Raw genomic sequence first — 21096 nt, 5'->3', positions numbered from 1 at the left:
CCGGCGGGGCAGCGGCCGGTGTCGCTCACCGGCCGCTCGACGGAGGGCGGCGCGGCGGCTACCAGAGCACGGTCCGCCCCTGGTGGTCGACGAAGTGGAGGCCGGGCTTCCCCCGGTGGCTCTCGATCGTCTCCGCCACCCCGGGAACGCTCTCTTCCACACTGAGATCGGCTTCCATGCCGCCGAGTTCGGTGCGCACCCAGCCCGGGTCCATCAGGAGCAGGGTGCGCGAGTCCCCGGCGTGCCGGGCGGCGTAGCAGCGCATCAGCTGGTTCAGCGCGGACTTGCTCGCCCGGTACAGGTCCTGACCGCCGTCGGTGTTCAGCGTGATGCTCCCCTGGTCGGAGGACATCACGCCGATGGTCCCGTCCGGCACGACCAGCGGGCGCAGGAACTCCACGACGCGCATCGGGCTGAGCGCGTTGGTGACCATGACCTCGGTGAACATGTCCGTCGGCACCTCGCCGATCGGGAGGTCGCCGCGGGTGATGGCGGCGTTGACGAAGAGCAGGTCGAGGGGACGCCCCGCCAGCCGGTCGCGCAGTGCCGTTATCTGGTCAGGGTCGGTCATCTCCAGCGACTCGACGGTCAGCCGTCCCTCGGAGGTCTCGGCCAGTTCGTGCAGGCCGGTGCGCCGGCTGCCGCGCACCGTACCGATGACGTCCCAGCCGCGGCGGAGGAACTCGGCGGCGAGCCCGAGGCCCAGCGTCCGGGAGGCCCCGACGACGAGAGCGGTCTTGCGGGTGTCGGTCATGTGAATCCTGTCGTGGGTCGGCGGGTCGGTGCGCCGAGGGCGGGTGGTGCACGTCGTGATGAGGGATCGTCGTTCGCGGCCGTCGCCGGCCGGCGACCGTTCGCCGACGGGCGCTCGCACCGGAAGGCACCGGAAGGCGACTCCGGCAGCGGTCGAGGTGAAAGCGGCCGCGTCCGGTCCATGTGGACGCGGAGCGGGCGGCTTTCAGCCCGGATGCCTCGAAGTCCCGGTGGTCTCGCGGCGGTCGGCGGTGGCGGTCTCCAGCGGGATGCGCGGTACCTGACTGCCGATGCCGCCCGCCGCGACGGTGGCGACGATCATGACTCCATTCTCCGAGCGACCCGTTCGGGCGTCCAATACTCTTGCGACCGCATTGATACCGTTACGGCATGGATCTGGACCTGGATCTGCGCAAGCTCCGCTATTTCGTCGCGGTGGCCGAGCATCAGCACTTCGGCAGGGCGGCCCGGGCACTGTTCATCGCGCAGCCGGTCCTCAGCCGGCAGATCCGCGCGTTCGAGCAGGAGCTGGGCTGCCGCCTGCTCACGCGGACCACCCGCAGCGTCGAACTGACCTCGGCGGGACGGCAGCTCTTCGACGAGGCGCGCACCATCACCACGGTGGTGTCCGCGGCGCTGCGGCGCGTGCACGAGGCCGCGCGGGGCGAGCAGCGGCTGATCGTCGCCTTCTCGACCGGCCTGCACGTGTCGGAGGCGATCCGGACGTTCACGGCGAGCCACCCGGAGGTCGAGATCGACGTCTTCCCGCTGCGCTGGTGGGAGCAGGACGCGCCGCTCCGCGACGGCCGGGCGCACGTCGGATTCCTCCGGCGCCCCTTCGACGACGCGGGGCTGCGCACCGTCCCCATCGGCCAGGAGACCAAGGTCGCGTGCCTGCCCGTGACCCATCCGCTGGCGGACCGCCGCACCCTCACCTCGGCCGATCTCGCCGGTGAGCCGATCCTCGACGTCAGGACGCGGCGGACATCCTCACTGGAGGAGAAGTTCGAGCTCATCGCCTCCGGGCAGGGCATCGCGCTCGTCCCGCTCAGCGTCGCGGGCTCGTACTCCCGCCCCGACCTCGTCTATCTGCACGTGACCGACTCCGCGCCGGTCGGGACCTGCCTGGCCGTACCGGAGAGCGGTTGCACGGACCTCGTACGGGACTTCCTGGACATCGCCACCGCCACCCTGCGCGGGCGCCCCGGCGATACGGAGACGGAGCGGGCGGAGGACGAGAAGCCCGGGGCGGAGCAGGCCGCGAGAGCTGGGGCAGGGGAGTGACGCCGCGTCGGCGCAGCGGCCGGCGGCGCGCCGGTCAGTGCGGCGCCCGCAGGCCGGCGATCGTCATGCGGATCAGCAACTCGTAGCTGTCGTCCAGGTTTTCGGGCAGGCCGAAGGCGTCCTGAGTTTCCAGGACGGCGAAGCCGTGGACGGCCGCACGCAGGCATCGGGCGGCGTGGACGGCGGCGGAGTCCTCCATTCCGTAGGCGCGGAGGGTCGCGGTGATGATGTCGACCAGGCGCGTCCCGGCCTCGGCCGTCCGCGGGTCGGGGCTCTGGAGCACGGCCGAGTAGCGGTGCGGGTGGTGCTGCGCGTAGCGCCGCCACGCCGTCATGAACGCGCGGATCGCCTCGTCGGCGGAACGGCCGAGCACGGCTCGTCCGGCCTGGTCCGCGATGTCGTTCAGGACGCGGGCCGATACGAGTGCCCGCAGGTCGGCGAGATGGCGCACGTGCTTGTACAGGGACGGGGTGGTGACCCCCGCCCGGCCGGACACCGCCGACAGGGTGAGCGCCTCGGGGCCGCCCTCGTCCAGGACCTGCAGCGCGAGATCGACCACCGCGCTCGTGGACAGCGCCGCTCTAGCCACGCGCGCCGCCAGCCTTGACGAACTTCAGGACGGCGGCGACGACTTCGGCGGGGAACTGGACGTGTGCGTAGTGCCCCGCCCCCTCGATCAGTTCGAGCCGGCCGAGTCCGGCAGGCAGTTCCGCCACGATGCCTTCGCCTTCCGCCACGGGATCGGGCCAGTCGGGATCGAGCGTGCCCATGAGGACGAGAACCGGGCACCGGACATCGGCGAGCCGGGCGCCGGCATCGGTCGGTGCGGACCGGCCCAGCTCGCCGACGACGGCCATCCGGCCCGGCCGGCGCAAGTCCGCCTCGACCGCGGCGAGGTAGCCGCCGAAACCGGCGGGCCGGGCACCCGGGCAGGCGTGGTCGAGGTAGCGCAGCCACAACGGGACGCTGCGCAGGAGGGCGGCGCCCATGAGCAGGGTCGCGCCGGTGCGGTAGCGGGCGTGGGTCAGCAGGTCACCCAGGCTGACCTGCTGCGCGCGGGTGAACGGGCTGATCTCGACGAGGGCGCGGACCAGGTCCGGTGCCTCGGCCGCGGCGATGGTGGCGGCGCCCCCGCTGAAGGAGTGGCCGACGATGACGGCGGGGCCGCCCAGGTGCCTGATCAGGGCGAGGAGGTCGCCGGCCACATCGGTACGGGTGTACGAGGCCCAGCCCGTGCTGGACTCCCCGTGGCCGCGCAGGTCCGTCCGCGCCACGCGGAAACCGGCCGCCGAGAGCCGGGTGGCCACCTCGCGGTAGGCCGTCCTGTTCTCACCCATGCCGTGCGCGAGGACGATCAGCGGACCCTCGCCGGTCACGTCGTACGCCAGGTGCCGGCCGTCCACCGTCAGGACTTCCGTCGTGTGCTCTTCCCGGTTAATGCTCATAGCTACAAAGCTAACACCATTAACCAGTGGTGTCGGTATCTCCGCGCCGGTGACGTAAGGCCGAGGCCGGGGCCGGTCCGGTGGGGGTCCAGGAGAGCATCTCGCGGGTCGGTGCGCGTAAGGCGGTCATGGTCCTGGTGAAGAAGCTGCCGACGATTGCGAAGTGCGCGCCGGCGTCCTGCTGAGCGGCGACCCGGTACGAGACCTCACGGCCTACCTGGACGCGCTCGTGAGTTTCCTCGCGCACTCCCTCGCCGGAGCCGTCTACCGGGCACTCATCGGGGAAGCCCAGCACGACACGGCCGTCGCGGCGCTGCTCTCCTCCGGTGACATCCTCGGTGAGAGCGCCGCGAGGGTCGTGGAACCGGCGCTCGGCGCGGGCGACAGCGAACTCTCGGTGGAACAGGCGACGGCACTTCTCGTCGGCCCGCCCTTCTTCCACATCCTGTCCGGGCGCAGCGTGGAGAGCGTCGACACCCGCCGACTGGCCGAGGAGTTCACGCGGGTCCTCGGGGTCCGCTGACGTCGGGCGGCTCCTGGCCTGCCGCGCCGGAAGCCCGTCCGTCGCCGGGCGGCCGGTAGCCGACGCTCGGCGACGGGACGGAACTCGGTAATGTGGCGTGCGCCGTTGCAGGGGAAGGGGATCGTATGACCCGATCTGACCGAGCGCCCGAGATCCGTACCGCGTCCGGCGTCGTCCGGGGCCGGTGGCGGAACGGCGTGGCTGTTTTCCGGGGCGTGCCGTACGCCCGGCCGCCCGTCGGCGACCTGCATCTGGCCGGGCCTGTGCCCGCGTTGCCCTGGGACGGCGTTCGCGAAGCCGACGCCTTCGGGCCGGTGCCACCGCAGTCCCTCGCGCTCGGTTACGGCACCGGGCGGCAGAGTACGGAGGGCGCGGACGACTGGCTGACGGTCAACGTCTTCAGCCCCGATCCCGGCGCGGCGGGGCTGGCGGTCATGGTCTGGCTCTACGGCGGCATGTACATGATCGGTTCCTCGGACGGGCCCGGCTACGACGGTACGGCTCTGGCGCGCCGGGACACCGTACTGGTGACGTTCAACCATCGGGTGGGCGCGGAAGGCTACGGACAGTTCGCGGACGCGCCGCCCAACCGGGCCCTGCTGGACCAGATCGCCGCGCTGGAGTGGGTCCGCGAGAACATCGCAGCCTTCGGCGGGGACCCGGACCGGGTGACCGTCTTCGGCGAGTCGGCGGGCGCGGGCGCGGTGGCCGCGCTGATGGCGATGCCCCGCGCGGCCGGGCTCTTCCACCGTGCCGTGGCGCAGAGCGTGCCGGGCCCCTTCTTCAGCCTGCCGCTGGCCGCGGACATCGGTACGGCCGTCGCCGCCGAACTGGGCGTGGCCCCAACGCGCGCCGCTCTGGCGCCGGTGGCTCCCGACGCCCTGCGGGACGCGGCGGACACCGTCCTGAACACGATGGCGGACCACGGGAAGCGGTGGGGCCGGGCGGCCCGGGCCCGGATGCCGTTCGCCCCGGTGGTCGACGGCGACGTACTGCCGCAGGCTCCCTGGGAGGCGCTGCGAGCGGGCCGGAGTGCCGGCATCGATCTCGTGGTGGGACACACCCGGGACGAATGCCGGGGATTCACCGCGCTCTCGGGGCTGCGCGGAAAGGTCACCGAGGAAGAGGCCGCCGCCACCCTTGAGTGGTGCGCGCCCGACGCCGCCGGAGCACGCGCCTACCGGACGGGTCACCCGGACGCGAACCCCACCGACCTGCAGGACCTGGTGCTGTCCGACTGGCTGTTCCGGATGCCCAGCCTCCACCTGGCCGAGGCCCACACCGCCGGCGGCGGCACCGCTTACCTGTACGAAATGGCTTGGCCGAGCCCGGCGATGGACGGTGCGCTCGGCGCCTGCCACGGGCTCGACGTCCCGCTGGTCTTCGGCAACTTCGGCGGAGAGGTCGCGGAGCTGCTCCTGGGGGCGGAACCCTCCCGCGAGGCTGTGGCGCTCTCGGAGTCGATGGCGGCGGCCTGGACCGCCTTCGCCCGAACGGGCACGCCCGGCTGGGCCCCGTACCGGCCCGAGGACCGGCTGACCCGTGTGTTCGGCGCGGACTCCGCCACGGTGCCGTACCCGGAGGAGACGTCCCGCCGGATCTGGGCGGACTGGGCATTCGCCGCGCTGGAACCGACAGGCGGCGGCTGACGGCACCGGCGCCCGGCCACCGGCGGGCCCACGCACTCGCCCCCGGCTTGTACGGCCGGGGGCGAGTGCGTCTGCGGACGGGTCAGATCACCCGGCCCAGCGTCCGGTGAGGAAGGTCAGCGCGAACACCGTGCTCACGGGGGCGGCCAGGCACAGGTACGCGGTCCTGAACCGAAGGCTGCGCAGGCTCCAGGCGGCCAGGCTGACCCACAGGGGCCACCACAGGAGGGCGGCGCGGGGGATGGAGACGTACCAGTACGAGGTTCCCAGGGCGCACAGGCTGAGGGCGACGTAGACGGTCTCGGGCCAGCGGCGCTTGCGCGCCAGGACGACGAGCAGCGCCAGACCGACGGCCATGACCACGAGTTCGGCCTGGAACATGAAGGCGTAACCGGTGCTCTGGGTGCGGTCGAAGGCGTTGTGCCAGGTGTTGATCCAGGCTTCCCAGGGCGAGTGGAAGACGCGGTACCAGCCGCGTTCCTGGGCGTGCTTCCAGGCCATCCAGTCACCGGTGCGGGACTGGAGGAACCAGCTGAAGAGGAACAGGGGCAGCGCGGGGAGGGCCAGCCAGGGGAGCGGGCGCAGGTTGCGGGTGCTGCGGAGAGTGAGCAGGAAGTGGGTGGCCAGGGCCGCGGCGAGGAAGAGGCCGCTGACGCGTACGGCGGTGGCCGCGGCGGTCAGCGTCATGGCCAGGGGCCAGTTGTGGCGTTGGGCCGCGAGCCAGGCGGGCAGGGCCAGGGCCAGGAAGAGGGCCTCGGTGTATCCGACGGCCAGGAACACGGCGCAGGGGGATATCAGGAAGAACAGGACGGTACGCCGGCCCGCCTCCGTGTCGTACAGGTAGTGCCGGGCGATGCGGGCCAGTGCCAGGACGGCGACGGCTCCCGAGACGAAGGAGACCGTCAGCCCGGCCAGACCCCAGTCCGGCACGACGACGTGGACCGCGCGCAGGACGAGGGGAAAGCCGGGGAAGAAGGCTTCCCGGTTGTCCCAGTCGGCCTGCCACGGTCCGGCCTGCCCGGGAAAGTAGCCCTGCTGGGCGATGTGCCGGAAGTGGTCCCAGTCCCAGTGCTGGAACGGGGCGAGGAGCGGGCCGGGGTCCTGGGTGCCCGGGTCGGAGGGGAACAGCCACCGGGCGCAGTAGGCCGTCAGCCAGATCCCCACGCGCGTCGACAGGTACAGCCACAGGATGTCCCGGTCCGCGGCGCTGAGGCGCCAGGTCGCGGGACCGCGTCTGCCCCAGCGCGCACGGCCGGTCCGTACGGCGGGGCCGGGCAGACGCGGAAGGCGCCCGGGCGGCGTGGCCGGCGGGTGGGAGTGCTCGCGCGCGTCGATCGACGAAGGGGGCATAAACGTTTCCTTGAAGGTGTGGACAGGCAGACCTGGACGCCCGGCGGCGGTCCGCCGGGTACCGGACGACGGAGCGGGCCGGATCAGGGCGGCTCGGTGGCCGTTCCCCGGGAGGCGTCCGAGGCCGCAGCGGTGGCCGTGGCCTCCGGGGGCCCGGAGGGAGTGGCCGTCGATTCCGGGGGCATGGAGGCGTCGACCGTGGACTCCGGAGTGGGCGAGGACGTGGAACCGGGCGCCGTGTCCACGGGAGCCGGCTGCCGGTCCGGAGCCGGCCGGGTGGGCGGAGGCGTGCCGGCCGGGCCCGCCGGGGCCGGTGTACGGGAGAGCAGCGCGACCGTGGTCGCGGCGCCGCCACCGAAGGCCAGACACACCACGCTCACCACCGCGGCGACGCGTCGCCGGCGCGCCCGCCGCCCCCGCGCGGCGATCTCGCCCGCCGGTACGGTGACGAGGCCGTCCCGTCCGGCGTCGGCCGCTTCCTGGAACAGGGACCGCAACGGGTCCTGGGGCTCAGGCACCGGGCGCCTCCTCGATGTGCGGGTCGTGCAGACGGTCAGCGAGTGCCTTGCGGCCGCGGCTCAGATGGGTCTTGACGGTGCTCGCCGACAGCCCTGTCTCGCCCGTGATCTGTTCGACGGACAGATCGCACAGGTAGTGCAGGGTGAGGGTGCGACGCTGCTGGGCAGGCAGTTCCCGCAGCGCGCCGACCAGCGCGACCTGCGCCGGTCCCGGCCCCTCGACATGGGGCGGGGCACCGCTGCGCTTCCACGCGTCGGCGCTGCGGCGCAGCCGCCGCCACCGGCTGACCGCCAGCCGCCAGGCGACCGTGCGGATCCACGCCTCCGGCTGCCCGCTCCGGTCGAGCTGCCGGCGCCGGCTCCAGCCTCTGGCGAACGCCTCCTGCACCACGTCCTGCGCCTCGTGCAGGTCGCCGAGCATCACGTACAACTGCCCCGTGAGCCGCGCGACCGTCTGGGCGTAGAACTCTTCGAACTCCTCGACGGTCAACAGCCACTCCCGGATCTCTCGCTTCACCTGCCATACGCCCCGCGGGCGCTGTGCGGTCGACACGCAGGACGAGGAAATGACGTGACGCTCGTCACGGCGCCGGCCGGCGTGGCACGCCGCACTGCCCACCGGACCGCCGGTGCGGGCGGATGCCGGACACCACCTCGCCCCGGCGACGCGGAGGGTCGCCGGGGCGAGAACGGCATGTCGCCTGACTGGGCGGTTCGTGACCGGACGGCCTTCGACCGCAGCCGGCCTTCGGTCCGGCCCGTCCGGGTGTCTGTCCGCCCCAGTCTCGCACGGGAGCGTGTCGGCCTGCCGGTGACCCCGGCGGGCGGCGGCGCTCAGGGCGCGGTGCGCGCGGCCGTCGGGGGCCGGTCACGGACTGCGGTGAACGGTTCCGCCCTGCATGACGAAGTCGACGTGGTGGAGGGCTTCGATGTCGTGGAAGGGGTCGGCCGGTACGGCGACGAGGTCGGCGGTCGCTCCGTCGGCGATGCGTCCGAGGTCCGGGCGGCGCAGCAGGTCGGCGGCCGTACTGGTGGCGGCGAGCAGGGCGCGGTGGGGAGAGAGGCCGGCCGAGGTCATGGCGGGGAACTCGCGCCAGTTGTCGGCGTGCGGAAACACGCCAGCGTCGGTGCCGAAGGCGATACGGGCCCGGCCGGCCGCGACCCGGCCCCCGTGCCCGCGCATCGTCGCCCGGTGCCGCACCAGCTTCTCCCGGATGCGCTGTTCGCCCGCCGTCCTGAAGGCGTCGTCGTCGAGCTTGCCGAGGAACAGCTCGGCGGCGTACAGGGTGGGCACCAGGTGGATGCCGCGCTCGGCGATCAGGTCGAGGGTCTCGGGGGAGGCGAGGCAGGCGTGCTCCACGGAGCGGACGCCGGCGCCGACGGCGCGGCGGATGCCCTCGTCGGAGAAGGCGTGGGTGGCACAGGGCAGGCCGAGGTCGTCGGCCGCCGCGACCAGGGCCCGGACCTCGTGTTCGGTGTAGCTGCTGTGGCCGGGGTCGTCGCTGGGGCTGGTCAGGCCGCCGGTCGCGGCGAACTTGATCCAGTCGGCGCCGTACCGGGCGTCGACACGGACCCGGCGGACGATTTCCCCGACACCGTCGGCCAGCGCACCGACCTCCGCCGAGCCGTGCGGCACCGACAAGGTGGAGCGGTCGCCGTGACCGGCACGCGCGGAGATCAGGTGCGGCGCCACGAACAGCCGCGGCCCTTCGATCAGCCCCGCCTCCTGAGCGTTGCGCAAGTGCACGGTCAACGGCTCTTCCGCCGTACTGCCCAGGTCCCGGGCCGAGGTGAAGCCGGCTTGCAGCAGCAGGCGCAGCGGCCGGAGAGCGGCGAGGGTCCGGCCGCTGACGGTGTCGGCGAGTTCGGTCGGCGGCGCCTCGGACAGGTGGATGTGGCAGTCGATCAGGCCGGGCAGCAGGGTGCGGTCTCCCAGGTCGACGGTCCGGACGCCGGGTGCGGTGCCCCGGACGTGCGCTCGGGCGATGTGTCCGTCGCGGACCAGGACGCGTGCGTGGGGACGGGTGCGGTCGCTGCTGCCGTCCCACCAGCGGGCGGCGGTCAGCACGACGGTCTCACTCATGGCGCTCCCGTGGAACGGTGGTCGGCCGGTTAGGGTTGCCGGTCTCGCAGCGGCGCCAGACATCTGCCGGACCGGGGGTGTCCGGATCGCAGGCGCCGCCGAGGTGGTGCAGTACGCCCCGGGCCGTGTCGAGGCCGGTGGCCGGCGCGTGATCGAGTCGGCCGGGGGACCAGGAGGTGTCGTCCCCGGCCAGGGACAGGGCGTGCGGCGGCTCGCCCGGGACGGCCGGCTGGCCGTTGAAGTCCTTCATGAAGTGGCTGAACAGGCCGCGTCGGCAGGGGTGTTCGCCGGGCGGGCAGGAGAGGCACATGCCGCGGACGGACAGGCGTACCCGCTCGTCAAGGCTGGAGGCCGCCCCTTTCATGGCGTCGATGCCCCAGGCAGAGCTGAGGTCGAGGACGGCCGTCCGGCCGCCCGCTGCCCGGGGCGCACCGTAGTCGACGGTGTACGGGTTGCGCGGCAGCCGGTAGGCGAGGGCGACGCCGTCGAGACTGGTGCCCTTGCAGAACGGCCGCTCGGTGACCAGCGCGGTCCTGGACGCCTGCCGGCAACTGAGCCGCCGCACGGCGCGCCACAGGCGCGGACCGAAGGGAGAGGCGGTGGTGCCCCGGCAGCGCAGTTCGACGTTGGTCTCCGGCAGGTGGAGCCGCGGGGTGAAGACGACGGCGGCGAAGCGTTCGCGGGCTCCGTCGTCGCTGTGCACGACCACGCCGCGGGCCGGGTCGCGCTCGGCCTCCACGGCGGTCACGGCCGGTCGGAGGGTTCCGCGGTCGCACTGTTCCAGGCTCGTGGTCCGGCCGGTGGGGCCGGTGGCTCGGTGGGTCCAGAACCCTTCGGCGAGGGTGCTGATGCCCTCCGGTGCGTCGGGCCAGCGGGTGCGGGCCTGCCGGAATTCCTCGTCGAGGGGGCAGACGTCGGTGATCCGCCGGGCCGGGCGGCGTATACCGTCGATGTCGAGCACGGTCGGCGGAGTGCTGTCGGGAGGGGAGTTGTCGCGGCAGGGCTGCCGGCGGAGTCCGAAGCGCCGTGCGTAGTGGTGCAGCAGGGCGGCGGAGTCGGGGAAGCGCCTACAGCCCAGTTCGTCGACGGCGCTGTCGGCCCCGGCGAGGCGCAGTGAGAACATCCGGCCGCCCAGGCAGCGGCCGCCCGGGCCCGCCGGATCGGTCTCGGCCTCGTGGACCACCGGGCGGCAGTCGGCGCGCAGGAGTTCGTACACGGCGGTCAGGCCGCTGCGGCCGGCCCCGACGACCGCCACCGGTGTGCCGGGTGCCGTCGCTGGCAGGCGTCCGACGCGGCGGTCGCCGTCGAGGTGGACCGCGTAGTCGAAAGGGAAGTCGGCCTGTAGACCGACGGCCGGTGTGCGGGTGTTGCGGGTGTCCACGGTGTCACTCCTCCCGTCGCGGCGGTTCGAGGAAGCCGCTGTCGCGGAAGTAGCTCAGGTAGAGGTCGATCAGGCCGGCGTCCACCGGGGGGCAGTCGATGCCGCTGTCGTCCACGGCCCGGGCGGTGTTGGTGCGGTCGAGCACGGGGACGGCGCCCGTGAGGTACAGGCTCCTGACCGCGTGCTCCGGAGTGTCGGGGACGTCGGCGGACATCGGGAGGTAGGGAGCCATGGGGTGGTCGGGGTGGCGGGCGACCAGGGCGCCGATGCGGCGGAGCCAGGTGGCGTGGCTCAGGGTCTCCACCGGATATCCCATGGCGCGCAGTCGGCTGGTCAGGAGCGGTAGCCGCGCGGGGCGGGGGTTGGTCAGGTGGTACGTACGGCCGTCCGGCTTCTCGTGGGTGAGGATGTGGACGACGGCCTGGGCGGTGTAGTCGACCGGTACGAAGTCCAGCGGCAGGGGGAGGTCCGGGGCGGTGCCGGTCTCGGCGATGGTGCGGAACAGCGCGCACATCAGGGTGCCGGTGTTCCACACCCCGCGCCGGCGGGTGCCGGTGACCTCGTGGGGACGGTGCACGGTGACCGGCAGCCCGCGTTCGGCGGCCCGGGTCAGGAGGCGTTCGGCGACCCACTTGGTCTCCGGGTAGCCCTGGGAGAGCTTGTCGGGGTGGGCGAGGGGCGCGTCCTCGCCGAGGTGCCGTACGCCCGCGGCGCCGGACCCGGCGAGGACGGCGACGGTGGAGATGTGGTGGACCGGTTTGAGGTGGTGGGCGGCGGCCAGTTCGATGACGGTGCGGGTGCCCGTGACGTTGGCCGGCGCCAGGGCCTCGTACGGGTAGGCGAAGTTGACCTGGGCTCCGGCGTGCACGACGAGGTCCGTCTCGCGGGCCAGTTCGTCCCAGGCTGCGGGTGTGAGACCGAAGCGGGGAGCCTCCAGGCTGCCGGGTACGGGTACGAGACGGTCGTCGCAGCAGGAGGGGTCGAGACCGTAGAGGCGCATCCGGGCGGCGAGGCGCGCGTGGGCGGTGTCCCGGTCGCCGGCGCGGGTCAGGCAGTGCACCCGCCGCACTCCGGCGTCGACGAGCTGGTCGATCAGGTGGACGCCGAGGAAGCCGGTTGCGCCGGTCAGCAGGACCGAGCGGGGCGGGGTGGCTGTCGCGGCGGGCCGGGCGTCGAAGCGCAGCCGGTCGTCGAGGCGGGACTCCGCGGCGAAATCCACGGTGGCCTCCGCCCCGTCGTCGTCACGCAGTGCCGTGGCGCGGGCGGCGAAGGCGGACAGGGAAGGGCCGTCCAGCAGACGGCCGATGAGGGCGCGGCCCGATCCCGGGGGCAGGCCCAGGCGGTCCCGTACGGCGGTGACGACCTGGGTGGCGTGCAGCGACGTACCGCCCAGCGCGAAGAATTCGTCCTCGCGCCCGACCTGGTCGAGGCCGAGCAGGTGCGTCCAGATGTCGGCGACGGCTTCCTCGGCGGCGCCGCGGGGTGGCTCGCCGCCGGTGAGCGGCCGGTCGTTCTGATGCTCCATCAGTTCCAGGAACCGGTCGCGGTCGATCTTTCCGCTCGGCTTGAGGGGGATCTCCGTGACGGTGGCGATCCGGGTGGGCACCATGTACGGGGGCAGCCGGTCGCGGGCGTAGGCGGTGAGCCGTCGGGGCAGTCCCCCGGTCTGTACGTCCGGGGCGGGCACGGCGGCAGCGGCCAGGTGCCGGCCCGGTCCGTCGCCCAGGACGTCCACGGCCGCCTCGCGGACCTCGTGATGGCGGGCCAGCGTCAGTTCGATCTCGTCCAGTTCCACCCGGTAGCCGCGGATCTTGACCTGCCGGTCGCGGCGCCCGCGGTACTCCAGGACGCCGTCGCGGCGCCGGCGGGTGACGTCGCCGGTGCGGTAGAGCCGGGCGTCCGGGTCACCGCCGAACCGGTCCGGCACGAACACCTCGGCGGTCCGGTCGGCGTCGCCCAGGTAGCCGCAGGCGATACCGTCACCGCCGACCCACAGCTCCCCGTCCTCGCAAGGGGCGGCCAGGCGGCCGTCCTCCCGTACGACGTAGGCGGTGGCGTTGGCGATCGGCCGGCCGATCGGCACGGTCTCGGCGTGCGGGGCCAGGTCCTCGACGCGGTGGGCGGTGACGAGGGAGGACGCCTCGGTCGGCCCGTAGCCGTTGATCAGCAGTTCGGGGCGGCCGTGGCGCAGGACGGCGCGTACCGCGGAGGGGTTGAGCGCGTCGCCTCCGGCGATCAGGGCGCGCAACGAGCCGAACATGCGGGGGTTGTCCTCCGCGTGTTGGTGGAACAGGCCCGCGCTGAGCCACAGCACACTGATGCGCCGCTCCCGCAGTACTGTTTCCAGCGCGTCGGCGGACAGCAGGGTCTCGGGTTCGGGCAGGACCAGACAGGCACCGTTCAGCAGCGGGCCGAACAACTCCAGGCAAGAGATGTCGAAGGTCAGCGCTGTGGTCGCCAGCAGCCGGTCGGTGTGTTCCAGTTGGAGCCAGTCGGTGTTCCGCACCAGACGGACCGGTCCGCGGTGCGGACAGACGACGCCCTTGGGCGTACCGGTGGAGCCGGACGTGTAGATCACGTACGCCGGGTCGGTGGCGCGCCGGTCTCGCCCCCAGCGGTCGCCGGGGTCCGGCAGCGGGTGGCCGCTCAGGCCGTCCGTGGTGATCTGCGTGCAGTGGTCGTGCACCGGTTCCGGAGCGGTGCCCGGTGCGGTGACGCAGTGCCGTACTCCCGCGCCGGTCAGCACCGTCTCCAGCCGGTCCGCCGGGTCGCCGGGGTCCAGGGGGAGGTAGGCGCAGCCGGCTTCCAGCACGGCGAGGACCGCGACGACCGCCTCCGGTGAGCGGCGCAGCAGGACGGCCACGGTGTCGCCGTCCTGCACGCCCCGGGAGCGCAGGTGTGCGGCGGCGCGGCGGACCCGTGCGTACAGCTCGTGGTAGTTCCAGCCGCCGCTGTTCCACTCCACGGCTGCTCGGTCGGGGTGCGCGCGGGCCTGCTCGGCGAAGAGTTGGGGAACGGTGGCGTCGCGGGGGTAGTCGGTGGCGGTGTCGTTCCAGGCGCGGACGGTGTCGGGGACGGTGTCGGGGCTGTGGTGGAGGTCGCGGCTCATGGCTCGTCCAGTACGGGAGTGAAGGGATGCGGGGGCGAGGGGCCAGGAAGAGGCGGGGCGGGGGAGGAGAGAGCGAAGGGGTGGGGCCGGTCAGCTGGTCAGTACGGCTTTGCCCGTACGGCCGGGGCACTGCGCGTGGCGTACGGCGCGAGCCGCGTCGGCCAGGTCGTAGGGTTCGACCGCGGGGACGGTGAGGCGGCCGTCGAGGAGCTGCCCGGTGACCTGGCGCATCAGCCGGTCGGTGCGGTGGGCGGCCCACCGGCCGAGGCGTTCGGGCAGCCAGAAGCCGGTCATCGCGATGCCACGGAAGATCAGGTCCTCCGGCGCGACGGTGAGGGGCTCACCGGACAGCAGGCCGTAACTGACGAACTGTCCCCCGTCGCGCAGCGACCGCAGCGCGAGCGTCCCGGTGGGGCCGCCCACGGCGTCCAGCACGGCGGCGATGCCGCGCCCCTCGGCGAGGGCCGCCAACTGTTCCGGGAAACGTTCCTCCCCTTGGACCAGGACCGCTTCGGCACCCGCTTCCCTCAGCGCCGGACGGTGACGTTCGTCGCGTACCACACACAGGCAGCGCAGCCCCCGCCCGCCGGCGAGCTGGAGCACCATCCGGCCGACGGCGGACGCGGCGGCGGTGAGCAGGAGCAGCTCGCCCTCCTCCAGACCGAGGTCGTCGAGGAGGAGATGGGCGGTGACGGGATTGATCGTCAGCTGGCAGGCCGCCTCGTCGGAGAGTTCCGCGGGCACGGGCAGGACGTCGTCCGCGTCCGTGGTGAGGTACTCGGCCCAGGTGCCCAGCGCCGACACCGCCACCCGCGTGCCCGTCGCGTACGGCACGCCGGGGCCCGCGGCGTCGACGACACCGACGCCCTCGAACCCCACGGGGGACGCCGAACCGTTCCCGTCCGGCCGCAGCCCGGGGGAGAAGGCGGCGGGCCGCCCGTAACGCCCCTGCACCAGGAGCAGGTCGGAGGGGTTGACGGGGCTGACCCGCATCCGGACCCGGACTTCGCCCGGCCCCGGCTCGGGCACCGGGCCGCGATGCAGGAGCAGCACCTCGGCGGGGTCGCCGTACCGGCCGAAGACCAGCCGGCGCATGGTCGCGGCGCTCATGTGCCGGTCGCGCGGAACGAGGAGTGCGCCAGCAGGTGGTCGCGGATCTCTGCCATGCTGTGCTGCCCCTTGTGCAGCATGTTGTTGACCAGGACGTACGTCGTGTCGCCCGCGTCGAGGGCCTCGTGCAGGTGGTCCAGGCTGCCGCAGCCGCCGGAGGCGATGACGGGCAGGCCCGAGGCAGTGGCGACGGCGTGGCACAGGTCGAGGTCGAAGCCCTGGCCGGTGCCCTCGCGGTCGACGCTGTTGGCGAGGACGGCTCCGACGTCCAGGCCGGCCAGTTGCCTGGCCACGTCGACGGCGCCGGTGCCCGCGTCCTGCTCGCCGTCGTGGGTGTAGGCACCCCACCGGCCGGGCGCGGTCCGGCGGCAGTTGATGACGCCCATCAGCCGTTCGGCCCCGAACTCCCGGGCGGCTGCCTGGACGGTCTCCGGTTTCTCGATCAGGCCGGTGCTCACGGACAGCACGTCCGCGCCGGCCTCGAAGAGGCCGCCGGTGTGCAGGAGGGAGGGCAGTTGCCCGTGCCCCACGGACACCAGCAGGCTGACGCCGGTCTGCCGGAGTTCGCGCAGCAGCGACGGGAGGTAGTCGACGGCGTCCCACGGGTCGAAGACGTCCAGGAACACCTTCCGGGCGTTGCCCTCGGCGTACGCCGCGACGACGGACGCGACGTCACCGGGGTCGTCGAGACCGTGGATACCGCTCGGCTCGGTGGTGCGCCCGGCGGCCACGTCCACGCAGGGGATCACGAGGTCGGCGACATGAGCGCGCTGGTCATGGAAGACAGGCTGGTTCACGGGGTTTCCTTTCCGGTGGTGCGCAGCAGGTGCGCCGGGCGGGGACTGCGGGGCGCCAGCAGGCGGGCCACTTCGGCCGCGGACGCCAGGACGCTGTCCAGGTCGTCGGACCGGGTGGCGACATGGCCGGCGAAGTACACGCCGCCGTCACCTTGCAGGGACAGCAGCTCGGCCTGGGCGGAGAGCATCTCCGGGGTCGGTTGCAGCGTCCGGAAGACGGTGGAGGCCAGGACGGAGCGGGGGAGCGTGTCGCGGTGCGTGAGCTGACTGACGAACAGGTCACCGTCCGGGCGCCGCTGCCATGCGGTGGTCTCCGCCCACGGGCCGTGCACGGTGACGGTCGACGGTGACCAGTGCTCCCGCACGGCAGGCAGGTAGCAGGGGTCGGTGTGCACGCCGTAGACCAGGTCGTTGTACGGGTACGCGGTCAGCAGCGCCCGGGCCCGGCCGGCGCCCCCGAGGGAGCCGAGCACGCACCGCGCCGCTTCGGCGGGCAGGGCCAGCACCACGGCGTCCACCGCGTGCCGGGCACCGCGCGCGTCGATCATTTCCAAGTGGCCCGCCGTACGGCGGATCCGCCGCACGGAGGTCCCGGTCAGCAGCCGGGCCGACCGGGAACGTCGGGCCAACTGCCAGGCCAGTGCCTGCATTCCGCCGCGCAGCCGGTAGGTACGGGCATCGGCACCGTCGCCGGGGTCGGCGTAGAACATCCCGACGGCGCGGGCCGACAGGCGCCGGGCGTCGTGGAGCGTGCAGCCGAACACCGAGGCGGGCAGGGCGTACACCCCCGCGTCCTTGACGTGCCGCGGCAGGTCCCAGGGCTCCACCATCGCCTCCAGCGGGACGGTCCAGGCAAGCGCGTCCCGCTGCCAGGCGGCGGCGTGCGCGGCCAGCAGTTCCGCCGCGTCCTCCGTGGCGCGGATCGGCGCGGACGGACGGCCGTCGGCCGGTCTCGCCGCGCGGGCGCCGTCGCGGACGACGGTGCGGCCGGTGGGCATCTCGGCCCACTGTGCGCCGTCCAGGCCGAGGGCCTCGGCCAGCCGCGTGGTCACCCCGTCGCCGGGCACCTCCTGGACACCGAGGTCCAGGGCGGTGGGGGACCCGGCATCGTCGGGCAGGTGGACCGACCGCAGATTGCCCCCGACGTCCTTGCGCGCTTCGAGCACCAGCGTGTCGTGGACACCGTCCAACAGCCAGGCGGTGGCCAGCCCAGCGGCTCCCGCTCCGGCGATGCCGACCCGCATGCTGCCTCCTCGGTCTCGGGTGGGGTTCCGGTGGCAGGTCCCTCAGGCGGGCCCGGCGGCGGCGCGCCAGAAGTCGCCGATGGACTCCTCCAGCAGCCGGGCGCAGAACACGGCGTCGCGCGGGTCGTCGCCCCGGTCGAGCCCGTCCTGCACCACGTCCAGGGCCAGTTGTTCCAGCTCCTGCGGCGTCTCGTCCTCGTAGTAGGTGAGGAAGGACTGCGGGGCCTCGAAGCCGGACCGCCTGATGTGCCGGACGAGTTCGGCGCAGCCCGAGAAGTACACCCGCAGGTCGGTGGCGGAGGCCAGCGCGAACGCGGCCTGACTGCCCTGTGCCGCCAGCCAGCTCAGGGTGCCGTTGAACGTGTAGGCGGCGCGCTCCGTCGGCCGGTCGCTGCCGTGCAGGTCGTCGAGGCCGAGCGCCTGCGCGCACTGCTGGAGCTTGGGCTGGGCGTCGTGGACCAGCCGGGCGAGCCGGATGCTCAGGTCCGCCGCCGGGCGGCGCGGGAACCGGGACAGCACCGTCCCGTAGGCGCCGAGTTCGGCCAGGTGGCACTGGGCTTCCGTGCTGACCAGGCGGCGCAACGCGTCGACGGACAGGCGTCCGTCGGCGGCGGCGTCGAGCAGGGCGTTGCCCACCGGTTCCTTCTCGCGTCGTGCGGTGAGTTCGTCGACGAGGTGCCGGGACGTGACGGAGGACGAATCGACCATGGCCGGTAATTTCCCTTCGTGACATCGGATGTTTTTTCGCGCCGTGCGGTTCGCGGCGCGCGAAGATCGGAAACGTTTGTGAGGGTGACGGCCGCCGGCGCCGAAGAAAAGTCGGACGCCGGAGTCATGCCCCTTCGTTCTGTCCGGGGACAAGGGTGGCGTACCCCCGAAAACCTTGAACACCACGTGCGGCTTCCTCTTGTCCGCAAAAAGACGCCACAGCGGGCACGGAGAGTTTTTCCGGGCGCAGGAAATTCCCCGTCTTTCGTTCGCTGTGGGGCACGAGGTTGCTGATGCCGAAAACGAGTCGGCGCTCCGATCCGGTACCGGACGTGCGCGTCGGGCGGCGAAAGTGATCTGCGGCGCCGCCGGGCGAAACGGCCGGGGCAGAATGTCGGCCAATTCTGCTCCGTGGTAACTGCCGCCGGTGTATGGCAGTTGAAAGGTTCTCCGTGCAGCGGTCGGCATACGGGCGAAGAACTGAGCCCGCCGGGTGCCGAGGGGAAAGGGTTCTCCCTGAGGGGGCGGCAGGGATTGGCCAGGTTTCAGGTGTGTGAAAAACACATCGCATGGAACACCCTCCGCCCTGCCTGGACAACTGCCGGAACGGCTGAAGATGATGGCGGAACAGAGCCGGAGTCTCCTCTTCCCACTCCTCCGGATCGCTCGCACCGTCCGCGGTCTTCGGGCAGCGGCGACAGGGGCGCCAAGAATCCGCGTGCCGTACCCCGGCGTGGCGCACAACGCCGCGGCACACGGCCGACCGTGCCTTACTTCCTGCCGACGCCGTCGCCCGGTGCGCCGGCAACAGTGCCCGCGCCGGGTGAATCGGGAGACGTCTGCTCACCGACGTGGCGCACGCCCGGCGGACATCCTCCGCGGCGCTGCCGCGACCTGTGCCGTTCGTCGCCCGCGGGTGGAGACCGAAGTACGGGTGCACCCCTCTCAGAAAGGAGACCCTCATGTCCGTCCGCATCGACGCGGTGGTCCCGGTCCCGGACCAGCACGGTCAGTTCTGGCTGCTGTACGGCAACAAGTACGTGCGGATCCACCTCGCCGGCGGCGAGCCGCACGAGGACTCGGTGGTGCGTGGGCCGGGCACGTTCGAGGACTGGCCGAGTCTGGCGGGCTTCGACCGTATCGACGCGGTGGTGCCGGTGCCGGACCAGCACAGTCAGTTCTGGTTCCTGTCCGGTGACCGTTACGTCCGCATCCGCATCGCCGACGGTGAGCCGCACGAGGACACCGTCGTCCGCGGTCCCGGGTCGCTGGACGAGTGGCCGAGCCTGGCGGGCTTCGACCGTATCGACGCGGTGGTGCCGGTCCCCGACCAGTACGGCCAGTTCTGGTTCCTCTCCGGCAACCGCTACGTCCGCGTCCGGCTGGCCGACGGCGAGCCGCACGAGGACTCGGTGGTGCGTGGGCCGGGCACGTTCGAGGACTGGCCGAGTCTGGCGGGCTTCGACCGTATCGACGCGGTGGTGCCGGTACCCGACCAGCACAGTCAGTTCTGGATGCTCTCGGGCGACCGCTACGTCCGCATCCGCATCACCGGCGGTGAGCCGCACGAGGACACCGTCGTCCGCGGTCCCGGGTCGCTGGACGAGTGGCCGAGCCTGGCCAAGCTCCAGTAGCCGCAGGGCGTTTCGGCGCCGCCAGGCCCGCCGAGAGCAGGGGACGGCCGCTCCAGCCGGGGTGCCACGTCCCCTGCCCGCGACCAGTGCCGCGGCGCGCGGACCACGTCGCGGAACAGAGCCAGTGGAGGAGACCGTGACACACGACGGCGCCCGGGACGGGAGCCTGCTCAGCCGCCACAAGAAGATCATGCCCCCGTGGCTGCCGCTCTTCTACGAAGAGCCCCTGGAGATCGTGCGCGGGGACGGCTGCATCGTCACCGACTCCCGTGACAAGACGTACATGGAGTTCTACTCCGGCATCGCGACCAACACCGTGGGCTATGGCGTCCCCGGCATCGAGGAGGCGGTGCGGGAGAGGCTGCGCACCGGCGTCGTGCACACCTCGACCTTCTACCTGATCCGCGAACAGGTGGAACTGGCGGAGCGCATCGCCGACGCGTCCGGCATCCCCGACCCCGTGGTGTTCTTCACCTCCTCGGGAACCGAGGCCGTGGAGACCGCGCTGCTGCTGACGACCCAGTACCGCGGCAGCCACCAGGTCATCGCGCTGCGCTACGGCTACCACGGCCGGTCCTTCGGCTCCCTCGCCGTGACCGGTGACCGGTCCTGGCAGGGCCGGGGCCTGTCCCCGCTGCGGGTCGCGTACGCGCACGGGGGCGAGCGCCGCCACGGCGCCCTGGCGGGCCTCGGGGACGAGGACTACGTCCGGGCGTGCGCCAGGGACCTGGAGGAGACCATCGCGACCTGCACCCCCGAACGCACGGCGGCCATGATCGCCGAACCGGTGCAGGGCATCGCGGGCGCCGTCCCGTCGGCCCCCGGCCAACTGGCCGCCTACCAGGAGGTGCTGCGGCGGTACGACATCCCGCTGATCATCGACGAGGTCCAGACCGGATGGGGACGCACGGGCCGGTACTGGGGCCACCAGTGGCACGATGTCGCCCCCGATGTGCTGGTCTTCGCCAAGGGCGTCGGCAACGGCTTCGCCATGGGAGGGCTGGTGGGCCGCCGCGCCATCATGTCCGCTCTCACCGCCCCCTCCATATCCTCCTTCGGCGGCAACCCGCTGTCGCTGACCGCCGCCCTGGCCACGCTCGACCACATCGACACCTACGACCTGCCCGCACGCGCCGGACAGGTGGGCGCTCTGCTGCTGGACGGCCTGCGCAAGTCCCTGGCGGACGAACCATGGGTGTGCGAGGTACGCGGCCAGGGCCTGCTGCTGGCCGTGGAGTACACCCGCCCCGGCACGCTCGAACCGGCCCCGGAGATGGCCGCGAAGGTTCAAGAAGAGTGCCGCGTGCTGGCGCTGCTGGTCGGTGTGGGCGGCAGCTTCGGCAACTGCCTGCGCATCTCGCCGCCGCTGACCATCTCGGACGAGCAGGCGGTACAGGCCACGCAGATCATCACGGCCGCGACCCGGGAAGCCCGCGGCTGACCCCGGCACGGCCCCGGTACACCCACCCCGCTACGCGAGCGAGCAGCACGGAGGGAGAAGGCCACCG

Annotated in this window: 18 protein-coding genes; 5 read left to right on the top strand and 13 right to left on the bottom strand. The window is 72.9% G+C overall.

What is annotated here, in order from left to right; all coding sequences use genetic code 11:
- Positions 1–58 precede the first annotated feature (58 nt).
- Positions 59–754, bottom strand: a complete 696-nt coding sequence (locus AB0A97_RS27420; protein WP_361154856.1) for an SDR family NAD(P)-dependent oxidoreductase — start codon at positions 752–754, stop codon at positions 59–61.
- 395 nt (positions 755–1149) lie between these two features.
- Here AB0A97_RS27420 and AB0A97_RS27415 point away from each other — a divergent pair, with 395 nt between their 5' ends.
- Positions 1150–2037 (top strand): LysR family transcriptional regulator, encoded by an 888-nt coding sequence (locus tag AB0A97_RS27415; RefSeq protein ID WP_361154963.1) that lies wholly within the window; start codon positions 1150–1152, stop codon positions 2035–2037.
- 34 nt (positions 2038–2071) lie between these two features.
- Here the strand turns inward: AB0A97_RS27415 and AB0A97_RS27410 are convergent, their stop codons facing one another.
- A complete protein-coding gene (locus AB0A97_RS27410) occupies positions 2072–2626 on the bottom strand; it encodes a WHG domain-containing protein (RefSeq protein WP_361154854.1) in 555 nt (184 codons plus the stop codon).
- The gene (locus AB0A97_RS27405; protein ID WP_361154853.1) at positions 2619–3482 is read right to left on the bottom strand and encodes an alpha/beta hydrolase; all 864 of its coding nucleotides are present in this window, start codon (positions 3480–3482) and stop codon (positions 2619–2621) included. The genes AB0A97_RS27410 and AB0A97_RS27405 overlap by 8 nt, the downstream gene beginning before the upstream one ends.
- Positions 3483–3645: 163 nt before the next feature.
- On the opposite strand from AB0A97_RS27405, the gene AB0A97_RS27400 reads away from it, so the two are divergent.
- Together AB0A97_RS27400 and AB0A97_RS27395 are read left to right on the top strand one after the other, a co-directional pair.
- Positions 3646–4005: a TetR-like C-terminal domain-containing protein gene (locus AB0A97_RS27400; protein WP_361154852.1), complete on the top strand. Its 360-nt coding sequence runs from the start codon at positions 3646–3648 to the stop codon at positions 4003–4005.
- Positions 4006–4130: 125 nt separating this feature from the next.
- The gene (locus AB0A97_RS27395) at positions 4131–5654 is read left to right on the top strand and encodes a carboxylesterase family protein (RefSeq protein ID WP_361154850.1); all 1524 of its coding nucleotides are present in this window, start codon (positions 4131–4133) and stop codon (positions 5652–5654) included.
- A gap of 87 nt (positions 5655–5741) precedes the next feature.
- Here the strand turns inward: AB0A97_RS27395 and AB0A97_RS27390 are convergent, their stop codons facing one another.
- From AB0A97_RS27390 to AB0A97_RS27345, 10 genes are all read right to left on the bottom strand, one after another.
- Positions 5742–7004: a mannosyltransferase family protein gene (locus AB0A97_RS27390; protein WP_361154848.1), complete on the bottom strand. Its 1263-nt coding sequence runs from the start codon at positions 7002–7004 to the stop codon at positions 5742–5744.
- A gap of 83 nt (positions 7005–7087) precedes the next feature.
- Positions 7088–7522, bottom strand: a complete 435-nt coding sequence (locus AB0A97_RS27385) for a hypothetical protein (RefSeq protein ID WP_361154846.1) — start codon at positions 7520–7522, stop codon at positions 7088–7090.
- Positions 7515–8039 carry a SigE family RNA polymerase sigma factor gene (locus AB0A97_RS27380; protein WP_361154844.1) on the bottom strand — a complete coding sequence of 175 codons (525 nt, stop codon included), beginning with the start codon at positions 8037–8039 and terminating at the stop codon, positions 7515–7517. Before AB0A97_RS27380 ends, AB0A97_RS27385 begins: the two co-directional genes overlap by 8 nt.
- 351 nt (positions 8040–8390) lie before the next feature.
- Positions 8391–9605 (bottom strand): amidohydrolase family protein, encoded by a 1215-nt coding sequence (locus AB0A97_RS27375; RefSeq protein ID WP_361154841.1) that lies wholly within the window; start codon positions 9603–9605, stop codon positions 8391–8393.
- Positions 9598–10986, bottom strand: a complete 1389-nt coding sequence (locus AB0A97_RS27370) for an FAD-dependent oxidoreductase (RefSeq protein ID WP_361154839.1) — start codon at positions 10984–10986, stop codon at positions 9598–9600. Before AB0A97_RS27370 ends, AB0A97_RS27375 begins: the two co-directional genes overlap by 8 nt.
- Before the next feature lie 4 nt (positions 10987–10990).
- Entirely contained in the window at positions 10991–14095 is a 3105-nt protein-coding gene (locus tag AB0A97_RS27365) for an amino acid adenylation domain-containing protein (RefSeq protein ID WP_361154838.1), read from the bottom strand.
- Between the two features lie 90 nt (positions 14096–14185).
- Positions 14186–15205 carry a zinc-dependent alcohol dehydrogenase family protein gene (locus tag AB0A97_RS27360; RefSeq protein WP_361154837.1) on the bottom strand — a complete coding sequence of 340 codons (1020 nt, stop codon included), beginning with the start codon at positions 15203–15205 and terminating at the stop codon, positions 14186–14188.
- Positions 15202–16002: a HisA/HisF-related TIM barrel protein gene (locus AB0A97_RS27355; protein ID WP_361154835.1), complete on the bottom strand. Its 801-nt coding sequence runs from the start codon at positions 16000–16002 to the stop codon at positions 15202–15204. The genes AB0A97_RS27360 and AB0A97_RS27355 overlap by 4 nt, the downstream gene beginning before the upstream one ends.
- Positions 15999–17246 carry an FAD-dependent oxidoreductase gene (locus AB0A97_RS27350; protein ID WP_361154833.1) on the bottom strand — a complete coding sequence of 416 codons (1248 nt, stop codon included), beginning with the start codon at positions 17244–17246 and terminating at the stop codon, positions 15999–16001. Before AB0A97_RS27350 ends, AB0A97_RS27355 begins: the two co-directional genes overlap by 4 nt.
- Before the next feature lie 42 nt (positions 17247–17288).
- Positions 17289–17954 carry a hypothetical protein gene (locus AB0A97_RS27345; RefSeq protein WP_361154831.1) on the bottom strand — a complete coding sequence of 222 codons (666 nt, stop codon included), beginning with the start codon at positions 17952–17954 and terminating at the stop codon, positions 17289–17291.
- Between the two features lie 962 nt (positions 17955–18916).
- Between AB0A97_RS27345 and AB0A97_RS27340 the strand changes: the two genes are divergently transcribed.
- Positions 18917–19588: a hypothetical protein gene (locus AB0A97_RS27340; RefSeq protein WP_361154829.1), complete on the top strand. Its 672-nt coding sequence runs from the start codon at positions 18917–18919 to the stop codon at positions 19586–19588.
- Positions 19589–19724: 136 nt separating this feature from the next.
- Positions 19725–21029, top strand: coding sequence for an aminotransferase class III-fold pyridoxal phosphate-dependent enzyme (locus tag AB0A97_RS27335; protein ID WP_361154827.1), 1305 nt, complete (start codon positions 19725–19727; stop codon positions 21027–21029).
- Positions 21030–21096 lie beyond the last annotated feature (67 nt).

Origin of the sequence: Streptomyces sp. NPDC045470 (genome assembly GCF_040646595.1) — a bacterium.
In the GTDB taxonomy this organism is placed as follows: Bacteria; Actinomycetota; Actinomycetes; order Streptomycetales; family Streptomycetaceae; genus Streptomyces.
This window is presented reverse-complemented; position numbering and strand designations above follow the sequence as displayed.